Source organism: Siminovitchia fordii DSM 16014 = CIP 108821 (genome assembly GCF_000374565.1).
In the GTDB taxonomy this organism is placed as follows: Bacteria; Bacillota; Bacilli; order Bacillales; family Bacillaceae_C; genus Siminovitchia; species Siminovitchia fordii.
In genome coordinates, this window is record NZ_KB894685.1 from 498,687 (window position 1) to 516,269 (window position 17,583).

The following is a 17,583-nucleotide window of genomic DNA, read 5'->3' on the forward strand; positions in this document are numbered from 1 at the left end:
GCGACAACAAATGAGAGTAATCGCAAGTACGCTTAATGCAAAGTTTATCCATACAAATCTGGCCATACGCTATTTAAAGGCATATGCCGCGCCAGACCATGACATAGAAATAGCGGAATATACCATCAATGACCCCATATTGAATATAGTAACGGACCTATTTGCAAAAAAGCCGGACGTCGTTGGATTCAGCTGTTATATATGGAATATAGAACAAACAGTGAAAGTGATACAGATTATGCGTAAAATAATGCCTAATGTCAAAATTGTACTGGGCGGTCCGGAAGTTTCATATGATGTCGTATATTGGCTGCAACGCTTGAACGAAATCGATTTTATTGTTGTGGGTGAAGGTGAAGAAACTTTCAAGGTGCTGCTCGATGCTCTGAAAAATGGGTCAGCTGTCACTGATATCAAAGGGATCGGTTTTATGCAAGACGGAAAACCAATCATTAACCCGATTAGAGACAAAGTGGATCTTCGTGAACTGCCTTCCCCTTTCCGATTTCCTGAAGATAGAGACAATCTTTCCAAGCGCGTCATTTACATTGAAACGAGCAGAGGATGCCCATTTAGCTGTCAATTCTGCCTTTCCTCTATTGAAGTGGGTGTGAGGTATTTCAATAGGGAAAAGATCAAAGATGACATTAGATATTTGATGGCAAACGGTGCCAAAACAATTAAATTCGTTGACCGCACATTTAATATAAGTAGGAGCTATGCCATGGAGATGTTTCAATTTCTGATTGATGAACATGTACCAGGCACCGTTTTTCAGTTTGAAATAACAGGTGACATCATGCGCCCGGAAGTCATCGACTTTTTAAATAAAAATGCACCTCCTGGTCTGTTCAGATTCGAAATCGGTGTGCAATCAACAAACGATCTGACAAATGAATTGGTGAAAAGGCGGCAGAATTTTGAAAAACTGACAAGGACCGTGACAATGGTGAAAGAAGGCGGTAAAATTGTTCAGCATCTTGATTTAATAGCCGGGCTCCCAGATGAGGATTACAATTCTTTCCGAAAGACGTTTAATGATGTTTTCGCCTTAAGGCCGGAAGAGCTTCAACTCGGATTTTTAAAAATGCTGAGGGGTACCGGTCTGAGGATTTCCGCCAAACAGTTCGGCTATGTATTCATGAATCATGCCCCGTATGAAATACTACAAAATAATGTCCTAAGCTTTGAAGATGTATTGAAAATTAAACAGGTGGAAGATGTATTGGAGAAGTACTGGAATGACCACAGAATGGATCATTCAGTGGACTATATCACTTCGTCCTGCTTTGATACACCGTTTGATTTCTTCCAAAACTTCGGTACATATTGGGACGAGCAAGGATGGTCCAGGATCGGGCATCAGCTCGAAGATCTCTATTATAGACTCGTTCAGTTTTTAAATGAAAAAGAAGTCCGGAATAGGGAATTGGCAGAGGGTCTGATGAAGTATGATTATTTGTTGAATCATCGCTATAAACCTAGGAAAGCCTGGTGGGGTACATCTTCTTCGCTTAGTAGACAGGAACGCTCGGAAATTTATTCCAAGATAAATGATAACCCTACTTTGGCAGGTCATGCTTTTGATCAACTTGGGCTAAGAGAGCGTGATTTATATAAGCATACAGTAGTTGAGAGTTTCCCATTCTTACTGGGAGAATTTATGGAATCCGGAAAAATCATTCAGCAGAATTCTTACGGTTTGATTTATTACGAACCTTCCAGCGGAGTACCTACATTCTATCCTTTAAGGATGAAAAATTTATCGAAAATGGCGTGAGCAATGCCCGTTTACGACCATCCGAACATGGTTTGCGTTTTTTTGGTATTTGGCGTATAGACATCTAACTGCATAGAAAGAGTCGTAGACCCGATGACGGAGAAGTAACAGTATAGCAAAGCTCTAAAAGAATTCATACAAAAAAACCGGCAGTCTTTGCCGGTTTTTCGTCTTTATAAAAGTTCTTTCCTTAGTTGTTCTGGAGACTTTGGAGACAAATGACCCGCTGGAACATCAAAAACAGTTTTTGCTCCGTATTGCCCCTCCTTGTTCATCTTATATGCCGCACGAGCATAAGTGACCAATATGCTGGAGGTAAACTCTGGGTTGCTATCCAGTTTTAAAGAGTATTCCACAATTTGGTTTGTTTTGTTCCCTGTGATTCCACTCCTGATGACAAAACCGCCATGGACCATTTTAGAATGGTTCTTTTTCAGTTCCTCTTCAGAAATGAAGTTTACAATTGTATCATAATCCGCGAAATAGTTGGGCATCGTTTTGATTTCATTTTCAATTTTTTCCTTGTCTGCCCCTTCTTCGGCAACAACGAAACATTCACGCAGATGTTTTTCCCTCGTGGAAAGCTCCGGGTTCTCCCCATTTCTTACACGGTTAACCGCCTCTTCGATCGGAATGGTGTATTGAACACCGGCCTTTACACCTTCCACTCTCCTGATTGCATCGGAATGGCCCTGACTGAGCCCTTTCCCCCAGAATGTATATGTTTCACCTTCAGGGAGTATCGCTTCTCCGAGCAGACGGTTTATGGAAAACATCCCTGGATCCCATCCGACAGAAATTATGCTTGTTTTATTGCCGGATTTTGCCGCCTCATCCATCACAGCATAGTATTCAGGTATTTTTGCATGCGTGTCAAAGCTATCGATCGTATTAAATAATTTGGCAAAGTTTGGCCCCTGCTCTGGAAGGTCCGTTGCTGAGCCCCCGCATAAAATCATTACATCGATTTCATCCTTATATTTTTCCGCCTCAGATATATGTAAAACTTTAACAGAAGGATCCAATGTTTCGACACTTTCAGGGTCCCTGCGCGAGAAAATGGCGACAAGCTCCATGTCATTATTTTGCTTCAGGGCGAATTCTACCCCTTTACCCAAGTTACCATAACCATTGATGCCTACTCTAATTTTTTGGTTCATATATTCATCCTCCTTGACAAAATATTTGGTTCTAACCTATTATGACTCGTTCCTTCGGATATTGGAAGTCAGGTGCTTTGTCATTGCTCGACAAAATGAACAAAAATGACAATATGCCTATTCTGCCGATAAACATCAAAATAATAAGCATCCATTTTCCAAATGTTGTCAGATTTGGAGTGATCCCCATGGAAGCTCCACAGGTTCCGAAAGCGGAAGCCACTTCAAAAATAATTGATATCAGACTGACGTTCTCCGTTGCCGACAATATCACAACAGATGATCCGTACAGTATGACGGCGAGCATTAATACCACAAGAGATTTAATCACATCATCATGATGGATTTCCCTCTTGAACACTTTGATTGTCCTTCGTCCCCTCGCATAATGAATCAGAAACAAAATATTCAAAGCGAATGTAGTAGTTCTGATTCCGCCTCCGACAGAGCTTGGCGATGCCCCGATAAACATCAGTGCTGACATAAACAGAATAGTTGGAGTTGAAAAATCATTGATATCAAGCGTTAATAACCCTGCGCTTCTCATCGTTGTTGATTGGAACAGTGAATAAAAGAGAGATTCATGCCATGACTTTCCGGCAAAGAATCCATTGATTTCAAGTGAGAAAATAACTACTGTCCCTGCAACAAGCAAAATGAAATATGTAGCAGTGGTAATTTTTGTAAACAAAGAAAAACGAAACCTGGTCTTGGTCCCCTTATAAAATAAAAATTTCCTCACTTCTGTCCAAACCGGAAATCCGATTGCCCCAAGAATAATCAATATCATAGTTACAAATTGAACGAAATAATCATGTGCAAAAGGAATCAGAGATTCACCGGTAATATCAAAGCCGGCATTTGTTGTTGCGCTGACAGAAGCGAACACCCCTTGGAGAAAAGCTTCCTTTGGATCATGGAAATACTTCATGTAATAAGTCCCCAGAACGAGGGCTCCAATTGCTTCAATCAATATAATCAAATAAAGAATTTGTTTAAGTAAGTTAACCAACCCGGACAAATTTAATTGATTTTGATCAGTTTGAATCAATTGCCGTTGCTTTAATCCAATTTTCTTGCCGAACAATAGCCAGAAGAAAGTATTGATGGTCATAATTCCAATCCCTCCAACCTGGAGGGCGAATATCAAAATAAAAATCCCGACGACCGACAACGTTTCAGATAAATCAACAGTCGTTAAACCGGTAACGCTGACCGAGCTGGCTGCCACAAAAATAGCATCCATCGCAGACCAATCCGCACCCTCCTGCCTGGCAACCGGCAGGCTGAGAAGAAGCGCTACGACCCCGACCGTCAAAAAGTAATAAGAGACCAATACTCGAAAAGGTGTCAGCGACATTTTGTATAGTCTTCGTTTATGGAATGGTTTCATTTTTCTCATTTCCTCTGTATTTATTCATTATTCCATCATAAGCAAAATGCCGGTGAATGGAAAGTAGGTATGTACAAATGTACCAAAAAACATGTAGCATGTTCCAGCATTACTTTTTCTTTTATCGAACATACTATCAATAAGGTTACCCAAAAATAACTTTTCAAGGAGGAAAAATAATGGGACAGAGAAGCAATCAATTACTCGTTCCTGGTATAGAACAATATTTGGATCAGGTGAAACTTGAAATCGCCCAGGAATTTGGAGTTGTTCTAGGATCTGACACTGTCGCTAGAGCAAACGGTTCTGTAGGCGGTGAAATTACCAAGCGCCTCGTCAAACAAGCTCAATCTCAATTATCAGGCAATCAACAGCAATAAATGGAACAGTCCCTGTTTTATAAAACTACAGGGACTGTTTCATTACTATTTATTTGAAGATTGAAGAACGGCCTTTTTCTTTGACGTAATATAACCAGAAACCGCAATCAGGATAAGGACGATCCAAAATGTCAGTTTCCATTCAAACGATTCCGGAAAATGAGGGTTCAATAATCCAACCTTCTGATGAGACAACGTCAGGACTGCAAGCTTTACTCCCACCCATCCGACAATTAAAAATGCGGATGTTTCCAAACCTGGATATTTAGACAACAGGCTGACAAAAGAATTCGCGGCAAATCGCATGATAATAACCCCGATTAGACCGCCCAACAGCATAACAAGGAATTGTCCTCCGTCAATACCTCCAACTTGAAACCATCCGGTTGGTTTCAAGGTAACTGCGAGCACGACCGCAGCAAGCATTGAATCAATTGCAAAGGCAATATCGGCAATTTCCACTTTAAACACCGTAAACCAAAACGACTGACTTTTGCTTTTTTCTTTTATATTTTTTGCCTTTTCGATACCCGAATATTTTTTAACAAGGTAGTGAGCTGCCAAAAATAACAAATAGGCTGCACCAATGGCTTGAATCTGCCATACATTAACTAAAAATGTAATTAAAAACAATGCAATGAAACGGAAAAGGAAAGCACCGAACAAACCGTAGAACAAGGCCTTCCTCTGCTTGTCTTTAGGAAGGTGCTTAACCATGACAGCCATGACGACCGCATTGTCCGCTGCCAATATCCCCTCCAAGCCGACCAGTACAATCAGCACCCATAAATACTCCAACAACATTGATAATTCCAAATTAAATCCCTCCCGTGAAAATGATCAACATCCCCATCGGCAGCCTTTAATTGGAAAATCAAAAAGACCCTTGCCCGATGGGCAAAGGTCTTGCTGGACATGTTCATGCCAACAAAGCCGGTGAATTGCTTCACGAATTGACGACTTTGTTTCAAATGAGCCTAAAAAGCTCATTTGATGCTACTCCCCTTTGACTTTAAGTCAAGCTGTATGTTGTTTTTTTCATTATAATTTATAATCGATTAAAAAGCAATGAAAATTTGAATCTATTCCCGGTATTTCTTCTTCGTGTTCATTGTTCTTGTTTCCGGGTCAAACAGGCTGTACACAACCGGAATCACGAAAAGAGTAAGGAATGTACTGCTTATCAATCCCCCAATAACTGCCACACCCATAGGCTGGTTCATTTCTGTTCCCTCACCAAGACCCAGAGCCAATGGCACTAGTCCCAATATCGTTGTCAATGCAGTCATAAGGATAGGACGAGCCCGGTCCTTGACCGATATGACAAGTGCTTCATAGCTGGAAAAGCCTGCTTCTTTTCGCTGGTTGATATAATCGACAATCACAATGGCATTATTCACTACAATACCAGCAAGTATTATGACCCCTATAAGAGCAGGGATACTAAGAGGTATCCGAGCAATTACCAAGGCCAACGTAACTCCGATCACCATGAGCGGAACTGTAAACATGATGACGAACGGGTATTTGAATGATTCAAACTGTGCCGCCATAACAATGTACACAAGGATGATCGCAAGTACAAATGCCATAACCATATCGTTGATCGAGTCCTCAAGCAACTCTTTCTCACCGCTGAATGTTACTTCTGTTTCATCAGGCAAGTTCAGATCAGCAATTGTTTTCTCCACTTTTTTTGACATATCTCCGATATTTGTTGCCGTATCATATTTCATTGTAAATTCAACAGAATCCTGCTGATTAATCCTTTGTATTTCAACTGGCCCGCTGCCAATTTCAATCTTGGCCATATCCTTTAACTCCGCATACCCCCCGTCAGGCTTTTTAATTAATAAGGTTTTAAGTTTGTCGATATTCCTTGTAATTTTTTCATCATATGCTACATAAACACCGTAAACGTCAGAATTATCACTGATGACCTGAGTAGCTTGGACCCCTCGGGTCACATCATTTACAGCTGTTGCTATTTGAGCCGGCGCAAGTCCTGCTTCAAGTGCTTTATCCCTATCGACAGTGATCTGTATCTCATCGACTTTATCACTTGTACTAGTGGAAAGATCTGTCACATGTTTCAATTTCTCTAGAGCGGCAAATATTTTATCTGAGCTCTCGTCCAACCGGGCTTTGTTGGTATCACCTACATTAAAAGTCAGCGTCTGCGGGGCAATACCCGAAGCTGCATCTACATTGAATCTAATGGATGTTCCTTTTTTTATCCCCTCTACCTTTTCTTCCAGCTTTGGCTTCAATCCGTCGACAAACTCAAACACAGAATGATCCCGTTTGTCCAGGGGCTTCAGTTTTATATAAATCTCAGCTGTATTGCTTTTTGAAGTTCCCTGGAATGAGGATTCCTGTGTTGACCCAATCAGACTAACGTAGGTATCAACAATTTTCTCGTCTTTCAATTCACTTTCAATGGCTTCCACGACTTTCCCCGTTTCGGATATTGCTGAGCCATTTTCTAATTCAAGGTTAATACTGAAAAAACCTTCATCCGTCGGTGGAAGAAACTGCATTCCAACTGTAAACAGCCCAAGCCCACCACCTACGAATAACAGCAGTGAAGTGAATAATACAAAGAAACGGTGCCTCAAAGACCAACGAATAGTCTTATCAAGGAAATTCATCGGTTTGGACCTCCGCCTTCTGGCCTCGAAGTCGCCGCCCGGCTTTTTCAGCAGTCTGCTGGCAAGCATAGGGATGACCGTTAAGGCAACAAAAAGGGAAGCGAATAGACTGAATGAGATTGTATAGGCAAATTCCTTAAACAGTTGACCAAGCAATCCACTTATAAAGACAACTGGCAAGAAAACAGCAACGGTCGTCAGCGTAGATGCTGTGATGGCTCCTGCAACTTCGACGGCGCCTTCCCTTGCAGCAGTTTTCGGGTCTTTCCCCATCGAAAGATGCCTGTAAATATTTTCAATCACAACGATGGCATTATCAACAAGCATACCGATACCAAGAGCCAGTGCCCCAAGGGTCATAATATTCAATGCAAAATCTGCAAAAAACATCAAGACGAATGTCACAATTACTGAATAAGGAATGGCAATTCCAATAATTAATGGGCTCTTAATATTCCTTAAAAACAGGAACAGAACCAACATGGCCAACGCTCCCCCGATGACAAGTGATGAAGCAATATTACCTATGGCCATTTGAATATAGTCACCTTGGTCGAACAATATATCAGATTCAATATCTTTAAATTGATCTTTTTTCAGTAATTTTTTTAACTCTTTCTGAAAATCCTTTGATACATTTGCCGTATTGGCATCTGACTCCTGCAAAACACTTAAAAGAACTGAGGGAAGCTCATTCGTCCTCGTGATCATTCCTTCATTCTGTTTCTGTTTTTTTACTTCTGCTACATCACGAATCCTGATTTTATCTCCTGATAATGGATCAGATACAATTACCAGTTTCTCAATTTCGTTCGCTGAATGAAGGGAACTGATAATTCTTGTTGTTAATTCTTTTCCACCTGTCAACACTGTTTCCCCAGGCATGGAAATATTATTTGCCTGAATCAAATGAACAATATCGGATTGCGAAAGACCATACTTTTTTAATTTATCTTGAGCAAGAGTAATTTTGATTTCTTCTGTCAATTTACCGGTCACATTGACGCTTGCGACTCCTTCAACTCTCGTTAACTCGGTAGTCAATTGATCAGCAAGCTTTTTCAACGATTCTTCGTCGGTATCTGATTTTAAAGAAAGCTGAATAACTGGAAATTGAGAAGGGTCGAACTTCAATAGTCTTGGTTTTGATGCATCGGAAGGTACGGATGTCTGATCGATCCTCTGCAAAATATCATTTTGGACATCATCAATCAAAGTCGACCATGTGAACTCCATGACAATTAAGTTCGAGCCTTCCTCTGAGAAAGACTGCACATTTTTAATCCCCGGCAGCGTTGATAAATTCGCCTCCAGGGGTTTTGATACTTTCTCAACGACTTCAGTCGGGCTTGCACCTTCAAAGGTAGTCACCACTACGGCAATCGGCGGGTTGATTTCCGGGATCAATTTGAGCGGAATTTTAAGCAACGAAACAACCCCAAGGATAATGACAAGGAACATTGTAACTATCGTAAAAACAGGCCGTCTAATAGCAAAATTGCTTAAGTTCACGAAATGAGCTCCTTTCGGAATTAAAGAACAATTTACTAACAGTTTATTATAGCAGTTTTATATGTTCAAAAAACGCCTCACAGGCAATAGAGAGCATTTTTAACACTTCTGTCACATTATTCAAAAAGAAATAAGGAGAGCCTCTCTATTTAGGCTCTCCACAATTTGATTCGTTCATTAGAAAAAATAGTGATCAAGTGATGTTTAAAGCAATACATTTCCGCCAGATTCAATCACGACAATCATAGCTGTGATTTCCCAGTAAAGTCCAGGATGGAGTATAATTAAACTTTATAATCATACTCTAATCCATCCATTTTGAGAAACCGTATCTTATTTAATCAATCTCCATTGGGTCTTTCAGTTGAATTGATGGGTTTTTATCGGTGAACCAACGTAATGCAAATTCATTTTCAAAGAGAAATACCGGATTATCAAATCTGTCCTTGACAAGGAGGCTTCGCTGGCTGGACAGTGACTCGTCAATTTGATCGTCTTCAACCCACCTGGCAATCTTTGAACCCATTGGTTCCATGACCACATCTGAATGATATTCATTTTTCATCCGGTGGACAAAAACCTCAAATTGGAGCTGGCCGACTGCACCAAGTATATAATCTTCCATGCGGTAAGTTTTGAACAACTGGACTGCACCTTCCTGAACAAGCTGATGAATCCCTTTATGAAAGCTTTTTTGCTTCATGACATTTTTTGCTGTCACTTTGACAAACAACTCAGGTGTAAATTCAGGTAGTTTTTCATATTGAATGATACTTTTTCCTTCGGCTATGGAATCTCCAATCTGGTATGTGCCAGTGTCATAAAGTCCGATGATGTCCCCGCTTACCGCCTTATTGACCGTACTTCTATCATCGGCCAAAAATTGAGTGGACTGAGATAACTTAAATTGCTTTCCTGTCCTAGCAAGTGTAACCGACATCCCTCTTTCAAATTCGCCTGAACATATTCTGACAAAAGCGATTCTGTCACGGTGGGCAGGATTCATATTGGCCTGGATTTTAAAGACAAACCCGGAAAAACCCTCTGATGAAGGCTCGATTTCACCGTTGCTTGACATCCTTGGCTGCGGTGGGGGCGCAAATTCCAAATACGTTTCCAGAAACGTCTGTATACCGAAAGTTGTCAAAGCACTGCCGAAAAATACAGGGGTCATAGTCCCTTTATTTAATTTTTCAATGGAAAATTCATTTCCTGCTTCGTCTAAAAGCAGAACTTCTTCAAGCGCCTGATCGTATAGAGCATTTTGTTTGATCGGATGATCTCCGATAATTTCTCCGTTATCATCTAAAGGAATGAAACGGCTGTCATCATCCGTCCGGAACTGTTCAATCCTTTTATTATGGCGATCATAGATACCATAAAATTCTTTTCCCATGCCAATAGGCCAATTCATCGGATACGTTTCTATGTCAAGAACTTCTTCTATTTCTGCAAGCAATTCAAGAGGCTGCCGTCCTTGCCTATCCAGTTTATTAATGAAGGTAAAAATCGGAATTCCGCGCATCCTGCACACTTTGAACAACTTGAGCGTCTGTTCTTCAATTCCCTTGGCTGAATCAATGATCATCACAGCACTGTCAACTGCCATCAACGTTCTGTACGTATCCTCACTAAAATCTTGGTGTCCTGGTGTATCAAGTATATTTATCCGGAAATCTTCATATTGAAATTGCATGACGGATGATGTAACAGAAATTCCACGCTGTTTTTCTATTTCCATCCAATCCGATGTTGCGTATTTTCCGGTCTTTTTCCCCTTAACAGTCCCTGCATCCCGGATTGCACCGCCGAATAACAAGAGCTTTTCAGTCAATGTCGTTTTCCCGGCATCCGGGTGGGAGATAATTGCAAATGTTCTTCTGGAATCAACTTCTTGTGCTAAATGATTTGCCATCACATAAATCCTTTCATTTCAATCTCTTTTTAATCTTATTCCTACGGAAAGCGAATTGCAATCATCCATTTTTAAGACAATGGAATTCAAGCACCAAAAAAGCATTCACCGGATAGTCAAGTGAATGCTTTTCCTTAGATATTCTATTTCACATCCTTTATCGACTCATCGGTTGCCGGAGCTTCCAACAAACTGGCACGCCTGTTGTTGGTTGCAATGATATAGATAGCAGCAAAAACAATAAGTAAAGCGATAACAGACCCAAGATTAAATAATCCTTTTTGAGAATACCAGACTATTGAGTAACCTATCGCCCCTGTAAACAAGGCGTAATAAGCAAATGGGAACAGCGTTTTCCGAATGACTGTACCTTCTTTTCCAAGGAGCCCTACAACTGCCGATGCCGCTACAACATTATGGACGCATATCATATTTCCGGCAGCTCCGCCTACTGACTGCAATGCAACTATCCAGGTGGGATCGACACCTATTTGCTTACCGACATCAAATTGGAAAAGCGAGAACATCATGTTGCTGACGGTATTGCTGCCCGCGATAAATGCGCCAAGACCGCCAATGAAAGTGGCGAAGAATGGCCAAAATTCACCTGTAACCGCCGCTACTCCATTTGCCAGTTCTATCGGCATCCGCTCATACCCGGCAGCACCTCCTCCACTATTTAAAAACACTTGAACCATCGGCACCGTAAAAATAAGCGCAGTGGATGCAGCCAGTGCTGTTTTTCCGGATTGCACCCAAGCCCTCTTGTATGCGCTACCATTCATACCATGCAAAAAGTACGTAATGAAAGATACCAGAATGAAAATTGTACCGGGTGAATAAAGCGGCTGAAAGCTGGCCGTTATACCTGAGTCAAACATATTTTCGAAAGCAATGGTCCATGATTGGGTCCACTCAAGGAAGGGAAGTGATTTCACCCTTGTCAGTACAAGGAAAAGAGCAACAAGCACATAGGGTGACCAGGCCCTTATCATGCTCATCGAACCGCTTTTGTGAGCAATGTCCTTTATAACAACTTTTCCGGTCCACTCCGGATCCCAGTTCGATTCATCTTCAAAATCCCATGTTTCTTCCTTAGACGGCAGGAGAAATCCTTTTTTCGCTGCACTGACAACAATGATCAAGCCAATAAGCCCCCCTGTCATAGACGGGAATTCAGGTCCTAGTGTATTAGCTACAATAAGATAAGGAATCGTCATAGCAAAAGAGGCAAATAAGGCAAACTTCCATACTTTGAGTCCTTCTGTGAATGATTTGCTTTTCCCGAAAAACCTGGTCAATAACGAAACAACAAACAGTGGAATCAATGTCCCGGCAATCATGTGTAAAATGGCTGCCTTGCCGCCAATCATCGTTACCAGCTGAAGAAAATCATTGCTAATGCTTGGATCCGCCGATAAACCCGTTTGAATTCCGACCAAAACAGGCGTACCGACCGCTCCGAATGTAACTGGGGTGCTTTGAATTACCATACCGGCCACAACGGCAGCCATTGCGGGAAAACCCAGACCTACAAGCAGTGGAACAGCCACCGCTGCCGGAGTCCCGAACCCAGCGGAACCTTCGATAAAAGAGCCGAACAGCCAGGCGATTATGATTACCTGTATTCTTCTGTCTTCCGAAATGTCAGTAAAACCTTGACGGATCGTTTTCATCCCGCCGCTTTCCTGCAGAGTGTTCAAAAGCAAAATGGCTCCAAAAATAATGTACAAAAGCGTAATGGCTACAATGACCCCATTAATGGTGGCAGCCGTGACATTCACCCCTGGAACCTTCCATACAAAAAGCGCCAGAACAATAGCTAAAACATAGGAAATAGGCATTGCCCTGCTTGCGGGCCACCTGAGACCAACCAAGAATACACCTACGGCAATAATGGGCAAGAGAGACAAAATAGCAAGCAAACCTGTACTCATATTTGTATTTTCCCCTTTCCTTCTGAATCAGTGCCCTTTCATGAGGTGATCTGTTGTTCCATACTACTGCAGTTGATCTATTAAAAAATATCTGTAAATGACCATTTACAGATATTTGATTGCCTTTTCATTTTATGCTTTTTTTAACTCCTGTTTAACCTCAGCACATTTCCCAGGTGTAGGAAATAGCTTCCCGGCATTTAGCAGATTGTCATGGTTGAAAACCTTTCTGATATCCGTCTGTGCCATTATTTCTTCATCGGTGAACACAAAACGCATCTCTTCTTTTTTTTCAATACCGACGCCATGTTCACCTGTAATGGTCCCACCAGCATCTGAACATACTTTTAAACAGGCACTGCCCGCTTCGATGGCTTTCTCGACTTCTCCAGGGACACGGGAATCAAACAGTACGAGCGGATGAAGATTCCCGTCTCCCGCATGAAAAATATTCGCAATCCTTAATCCTGACTTTTGGCTGATTTCATTGATTTTACTCAAGACTTCCGGAAGCTTACTACGAGGAATGACACCGTCCTGAACAAGATAATCATGCGAGATGGCCCCCATTGCTCCAAATCCTGTTTTTCTGTTTGCCCACCATCTTTCTCTTTCTTCATCATTTTTTGCTGCCCTTACTTCCCTGACATTCCGGTTTCTGCATACTTCCAAAATTTGATTGACCTGCTCCTCTATACCTGCACGGATACCGTCAACTTCAATTAATAGCAGAGCCTCTATATCTTTGGGATGGCCGACAGGAAACGCTGCAGCCTCCACCCCTTCAATCGCGATTTTATCCATCATCTCAAGGGCAGCAGGCACGATGCCGGTCGAAATAATATCAGATACTGCCTGGCTTCCATCTTCAACCTTATTAAAATAAGCCAGCACTGTTTGCTTCGATTCAGGATTTTTTAAAATTCTCACAGTAATTTTAGTAACAATACCAAGAGTGCCCTCAGATCCTGTCAGAAGCCCCAGCAAATCATATCCAGGTGAATCAGGGATTCCATTTCTTCCCATTTCGATCACTTCACCGTTCGGCAAAACAACTTCCAATCCCAATATATGATTGGTTGTCACGCCATATTTCAGACAATGTGCCCCTCCAGCATTTTCAGCTACATTGCCGCCGATTGTACAACAATATTGACTGGACGGATCCGGAGCATAATAATAATCCTTGTCAGAAACGGCATGCGTCAATTTCAAATTGATAAAACCCGGTTCAACTACTGCTCTTCTGTTTTCAAGATCGACACTTAACAACCTTTTCATCCTTGTCAGGCTGATGATCACTTCACCGTTGATCGGAATGGCACCACCACTTAACCCCGTGCCTGCCCCTCTTGCAAGAAAAGGCAAATTATTTACGGAACAATATTTGACGACAGCAGCAACTTCTTCCGTATTTTGCGGAAAAACAACGGCCTTTGGCAAATGCTTTTGTATCGTAAATCCATCACAGTCATACGCAGCCAACTCTGCTTTTTTGTATAGGATAGAATGGGGGCCGGAAAGGAGTTTTGCAAGATTATGAACATGTTTATCTTTTGTTTTGATGTTGTTCGCCACCTTCATTCCATCTCCCTGCTCTCTTTTTGATAGGCCCAATCTAATAACTGGACCGTATGAACAATTTTTTGATTGCGGCCGTACTTTTTGACTCCAAGCGCCATTTGCAGCATACATCCCGGATTGCCCATCGAAATCATCTCGACTTCGACTGGGACATTTTGCATTTTGCTTTGAAGGACTGCTTCAGCCATCCCAGGATTGGTAATATTATAAATTCCTGCGCTGCCACAGCATCTGTCGGCATTCGGCATGTGAACGATGTTTACTCCAGGAATATCAAGCAGAAGATCACGAGGTTCCTGCCATACTCCCTGTCCGTGAGCCAAATGGCAAGCATCATGATAAGTGATTGTCGTTTCAATTGATGCTTTTGGCTTATCGTAACCTGTATCATGAAGATATTTTGCAATATCAACCACTTTTGCCGAGAATTTTTCCGCACGTGTTTTCCATTCAGGATCATTTCGGAAAAGTTCATGGTACTCTTTCATCATGGAACCACAGCCCGCCGCATTGACAACAACAATCTCCGCTTCTTCGAATGCTTCTATATTCTGCTTGGCAAGGTTTCTGCCCATATCCCTGTCGCCGGCATGGACATGAAGGGCCCCACAGCATGTCTGGTTCTTGGGTATTGTCACGTCATTACCATTTCGCGTCAGAACATTGATTGTCGATTCATTTACGTCCGCAAACATCACATCCATCACGCATCCGGTGAGCATTGCAACTTCCGCTTTCTTATTTCTTTGAGCTTTTATCACTTTTTCGTTTTTATATTTTTTTCGGACAGGCTTTCCAACCTCCGGCATGATTCCTTCCAATTCAGCCAAATGGTCTGGCAAGATTTTGCTTAACCCGGTTTTTCGCACCACTTTCTGAACACCACTCTTTTGATAAAACTTCAGCAGACTTCCAAGTGTGCTCATCCGGTCTGGATGAGGAAAAAGCTTTTCAAGAAATAATTTGCCAACTGATTTTTTCCAGCCTGTTAATGGCAATGCCTGTCTGATCTGTCCTCTTGCTTCTTCAATAAGACCGCCCACATTTACATCTGCAGGACATGCAGTTGTACACGCACGGCAATCCAAGCAGTCAAAAACCGGATCGATCAGTTCATCATTGACTTCAAGCCGCCCTTCTGCAACCGATTGAATTAAATGCACCCTCCCTCTTGGAGAATGCTGTTCTTGGCCTGTAATTTCATATGTTGGGCAAGATTCAAGGCACATTCCGCAATGAACACAATCCGCCCACTTATTCGGGTCAGGCAGATCATTCCAGAGATAATTCCCCAAGTGCATCGTGGTACATGCCGGATCCAGATTGGTCTCCTTTTCTGTTGTCGCCACGGTTAAATCCCTCCCAAATATCTTTGTGGATTCAAAATATCATTTGGATCCACCGCTTTCTTGATACCTTCCATCAAGAAAAAATAAGGAGGCTTCTCTCCCCATGAATCGATTTGCTTTCTTTGCTTAAACGGTAAATGGGTGACGGTTGCATATCCACCATACTCCTCTGCTTTTTGCCTCAATTGAAAGATTGCATCTGTCACCAAACTTTCTTCACCTTTTAAAACTGCCCGGCATAAGCCATGGCCCAATCCCCCATGAGATTGGATGGTCAATTGGTTCGGTGTTTCAAGCTTGATCGTTTCTTCTATCATATATAGCACGTCCATATTGACCACGCCGATCTTCATGGAAGCTCCAAAGTCATCTGAGGATTCATTGACCGTATTTTCATAAAATTGATTCCAAAACATTTGAGTCTTTTTATCCGAAAGCACAGTGATATCCGTACCGTCAGGCTTGATTTCCCTTAAATAATTTTCTTGATATAAGACTGAACTTTCCACATCTTCAAAGGCGATGGCCAATGTTCTGTTGTATCTCCCAGTCAACTTTTCAGCCATTGACGGATTGAGCAATTCCAGCGCTACCGGCTCAAGCATCGAATCAAGCAATCGGATGGAAAATTTCCTGATCAGCTCCATGCTGCTATCCGGAAAAGATAGTAGAATCAGACTCTCACACTTTGGCAGCGGCCTGAGTTTAAAGGTAATCTCCGAGAGGATGCCAAGTGTACCCATGGAGCCGATAAATAGTTTGTTCATATCATATCCGGCCACATTTTTAACTACCTTCCCGCCAGTACGGATAATCTTTCCATCAGGATAAACAACTCTCAACCCAATAACCGAATCCCGTGCGGAGCCGTAACCCAGCCTACGAGGTCCGCTGTCATTTGCTGAAATGACACCGCCGACCGTGGAGGATTCTGGAGTGAACGGGTCAATGGAAACCCGTTGATTAAATTGTGAAAGATATTTCTGGAGCTCGCCAAAACGGGTTCCAGCTTTCACAGTGACTGTCATATCACCAGGGACATGTTCCACGATACCGCTGTAATTTTTCAAAGAAAGTAGAATATCCGTATTTTCAATAAGGCCGCCATACCCTCTCTTCGTTCCGGCCCCCATGATCGAGACGGTTTGGCCGTTTTGGTTGGCGTAGGATAATAGATTGGCAATTTCCTCCTCAACCTGTGGATATAGGACGATTTTGCCACCATTCCCAAGATAATGATCCACTTCCCCGGCTGCACGACGTTCTTCAGGGATAATCGTCTTTAATTCTGATAAAATACTCGTTGCCGATATTGGACCCACCTCCCCATTAATAAAAAGGTATCCTCTTTTCTACATTTAATCACTAAACCTATCTATATTCAAGCAATTATTTGAATATACAAACTCTTTCACATTGGGAAAAACCTTGCAAAAAATGATGAGCAAGGTTTCGGTTTCTATCATTATTTGAGGATCCAATCGTTGAATTGCTTTTGAAATTTTTGTTTTAACTCCAAGTACAACAACTCCCATTATCATCCAGCCAATACCTACAATTTGTTCAATCTAACCCATTACCGCCAATATATATGTGCCGACATAATACTGTGCAAATAAGATATGAGATTGGAGAAAAGTTTTGATATGCCGGATTAATGGTAACACCATCACTTTTTCCTCATTCAAAAAGGCCGTTCTTCCTTCTCTCTCAATATGCTCATTTGTATTCATCATCGTCCTATCTATTATCTTATATTTAACTAATTTTATAATATCTAATTAAATCGATGTTTCTATGACATAACCTATCCCATGATTATTTATTAAACCAACATTGTTCATTATATAGAAGTTTCCCATCCTTCCTATCAAACATTTTGATAACATGAATATTCTGAAATGATTGATTTTAAGTTGGCG

At 41.7% G+C, this 17,583-nt stretch carries 11 protein-coding genes and 1 riboswitch; of the genes, 2 read left to right on the top strand and 9 right to left on the bottom strand.

Annotated elements, in window-relative coordinates; all coding sequences use genetic code 11:
• The first annotated feature begins 10 nt into the window (after positions 1 to 10).
• Positions 11 to 1,780 (top strand): B12-binding domain-containing radical SAM protein, encoded by a 1,770-nt coding sequence (locus C509_RS0102515; protein ID WP_018705331.1) that lies wholly within the window; start codon positions 11 to 13, stop codon positions 1,778 to 1,780.
• 173 nt (positions 1,781 to 1,953) lie between these two features.
• On the opposite strand, the gene C509_RS0102520 is transcribed toward C509_RS0102515, so the two are convergent.
• Together C509_RS0102520 and C509_RS0102525 are read right to left on the bottom strand one after the other, a co-directional pair.
• The gene (locus tag C509_RS0102520) at positions 1,954 to 2,940 is read right to left on the bottom strand and encodes a diaminopimelate dehydrogenase (RefSeq protein ID WP_018705332.1); all 987 of its coding nucleotides are present in this window, start codon (positions 2,938 to 2,940) and stop codon (positions 1,954 to 1,956) included.
• 31 nt (positions 2,941 to 2,971) lie between these two features.
• The gene (locus tag C509_RS0102525) at positions 2,972 to 4,333 is read right to left on the bottom strand and encodes a TrkH family potassium uptake protein (RefSeq protein ID WP_018705333.1); all 1,362 of its coding nucleotides are present in this window, start codon (positions 4,331 to 4,333) and stop codon (positions 2,972 to 2,974) included.
• A gap of 179 nt (positions 4,334 to 4,512) precedes the next feature.
• Between C509_RS0102525 and C509_RS0102530 the strand changes: the two genes are divergently transcribed.
• Positions 4,513 to 4,713 carry an alpha/beta-type small acid-soluble spore protein gene (locus C509_RS0102530; RefSeq protein ID WP_018705334.1) on the top strand — a complete coding sequence of 67 codons (201 nt, stop codon included), beginning with the start codon at positions 4,513 to 4,515 and terminating at the stop codon, positions 4,711 to 4,713.
• Positions 4,714 to 4,758: 45 nt separating this feature from the next.
• On the opposite strand, the gene C509_RS0102535 is transcribed toward C509_RS0102530, so the two are convergent.
• The 7 genes from C509_RS0102535 to C509_RS0102570 all read right to left on the bottom strand — a co-directional run bounded on the left by C509_RS0102535 (position 4,759) and on the right by C509_RS0102570 (position 16,974).
• Positions 4,759 to 5,529: a TerC family protein gene (locus tag C509_RS0102535; RefSeq protein WP_018705335.1), complete on the bottom strand. Its 771-nt coding sequence runs from the start codon at positions 5,527 to 5,529 to the stop codon at positions 4,759 to 4,761.
• A gap of 95 nt (positions 5,530 to 5,624) precedes the next feature.
• Positions 5,625 to 5,730: riboswitch (yybP-ykoY riboswitch) on the bottom strand.
• Positions 5,731 to 5,795: 65 nt separating this feature from the next.
• Positions 5,796 to 8,876, bottom strand: coding sequence for an efflux RND transporter permease subunit (locus C509_RS0102545; protein WP_018705337.1), 3,081 nt, complete (start codon positions 8,874 to 8,876; stop codon positions 5,796 to 5,798).
• A 337-nt stretch (positions 8,877 to 9,213) separates the two neighbouring features.
• Positions 9,214 to 10,791: a peptide chain release factor 3 gene (locus tag C509_RS0102550; RefSeq protein WP_018705338.1), complete on the bottom strand. Its 1,578-nt coding sequence runs from the start codon at positions 10,789 to 10,791 to the stop codon at positions 9,214 to 9,216.
• 143 nt (positions 10,792 to 10,934) lie between these two features.
• Positions 10,935 to 12,728 carry an L-lactate permease gene (locus tag C509_RS0102555; RefSeq protein ID WP_018705339.1) on the bottom strand — a complete coding sequence of 598 codons (1,794 nt, stop codon included), beginning with the start codon at positions 12,726 to 12,728 and terminating at the stop codon, positions 10,935 to 10,937.
• A gap of 132 nt (positions 12,729 to 12,860) precedes the next feature.
• Positions 12,861 to 14,312 carry an FAD-linked oxidase C-terminal domain-containing protein gene (locus C509_RS0102560; protein WP_018705340.1) on the bottom strand — a complete coding sequence of 484 codons (1,452 nt, stop codon included), beginning with the start codon at positions 14,310 to 14,312 and terminating at the stop codon, positions 12,861 to 12,863.
• Positions 14,309 to 15,613, bottom strand: coding sequence for a (Fe-S)-binding protein (locus tag C509_RS0102565; RefSeq protein WP_154654323.1), 1,305 nt, complete (start codon positions 15,611 to 15,613; stop codon positions 14,309 to 14,311). Before C509_RS0102565 ends, C509_RS0102560 begins: the two co-directional genes overlap by 4 nt.
• A 50-nt stretch (positions 15,614 to 15,663) precedes the next feature.
• Entirely contained in the window at positions 15,664 to 16,974 is a 1,311-nt protein-coding gene (locus tag C509_RS0102570; RefSeq protein WP_026319644.1) for an FAD-binding oxidoreductase, read from the bottom strand.
• Positions 16,975 to 17,583: the final 609 nt, after the last annotated feature.

Bases quoted from the DNA above. Each gene is read 5' to 3' on its own strand.
- C509_RS0102515 (WP_018705331.1), top strand. From the start codon at position 11: ATGAGAGTAATCGCAAGTACGCTTAATGCAAAGTTTATCCATACAAAT.
- C509_RS0102520 (WP_018705332.1), bottom strand. From the start codon at position 2,940: ATGAACCAAAAAATTAGAGTAGGCATCAATGGTTATGGTAACTTGGGT.
- C509_RS0102525 (WP_018705333.1), bottom strand. From the start codon at position 4,333: ATGAAACCATTCCATAAACGAAGACTATACAAAATGTCGCTGACACCT.
- C509_RS0102530 (WP_018705334.1), top strand. From the start codon at position 4,513: ATGGGACAGAGAAGCAATCAATTACTCGTTCCTGGTATAGAACAATAT.
- C509_RS0102550 (WP_018705338.1), bottom strand. From the start codon at position 10,791: ATGGCAAATCATTTAGCACAAGAAGTTGATTCCAGAAGAACATTTGCA.
- C509_RS0102555 (WP_018705339.1), bottom strand. From the start codon at position 12,728: ATGAGTACAGGTTTGCTTGCTATTTTGTCTCTCTTGCCCATTATTGCC.
- C509_RS0102560 (WP_018705340.1), bottom strand. From the start codon at position 14,312: ATGAAGGTGGCGAACAACATCAAAACAAAAGATAAACATGTTCATAAT.
- C509_RS0102565 (WP_154654323.1), bottom strand. From the start codon at position 15,613: ATGCACTTGGGGAATTATCTCTGGAATGATCTGCCTGACCCGAATAAG.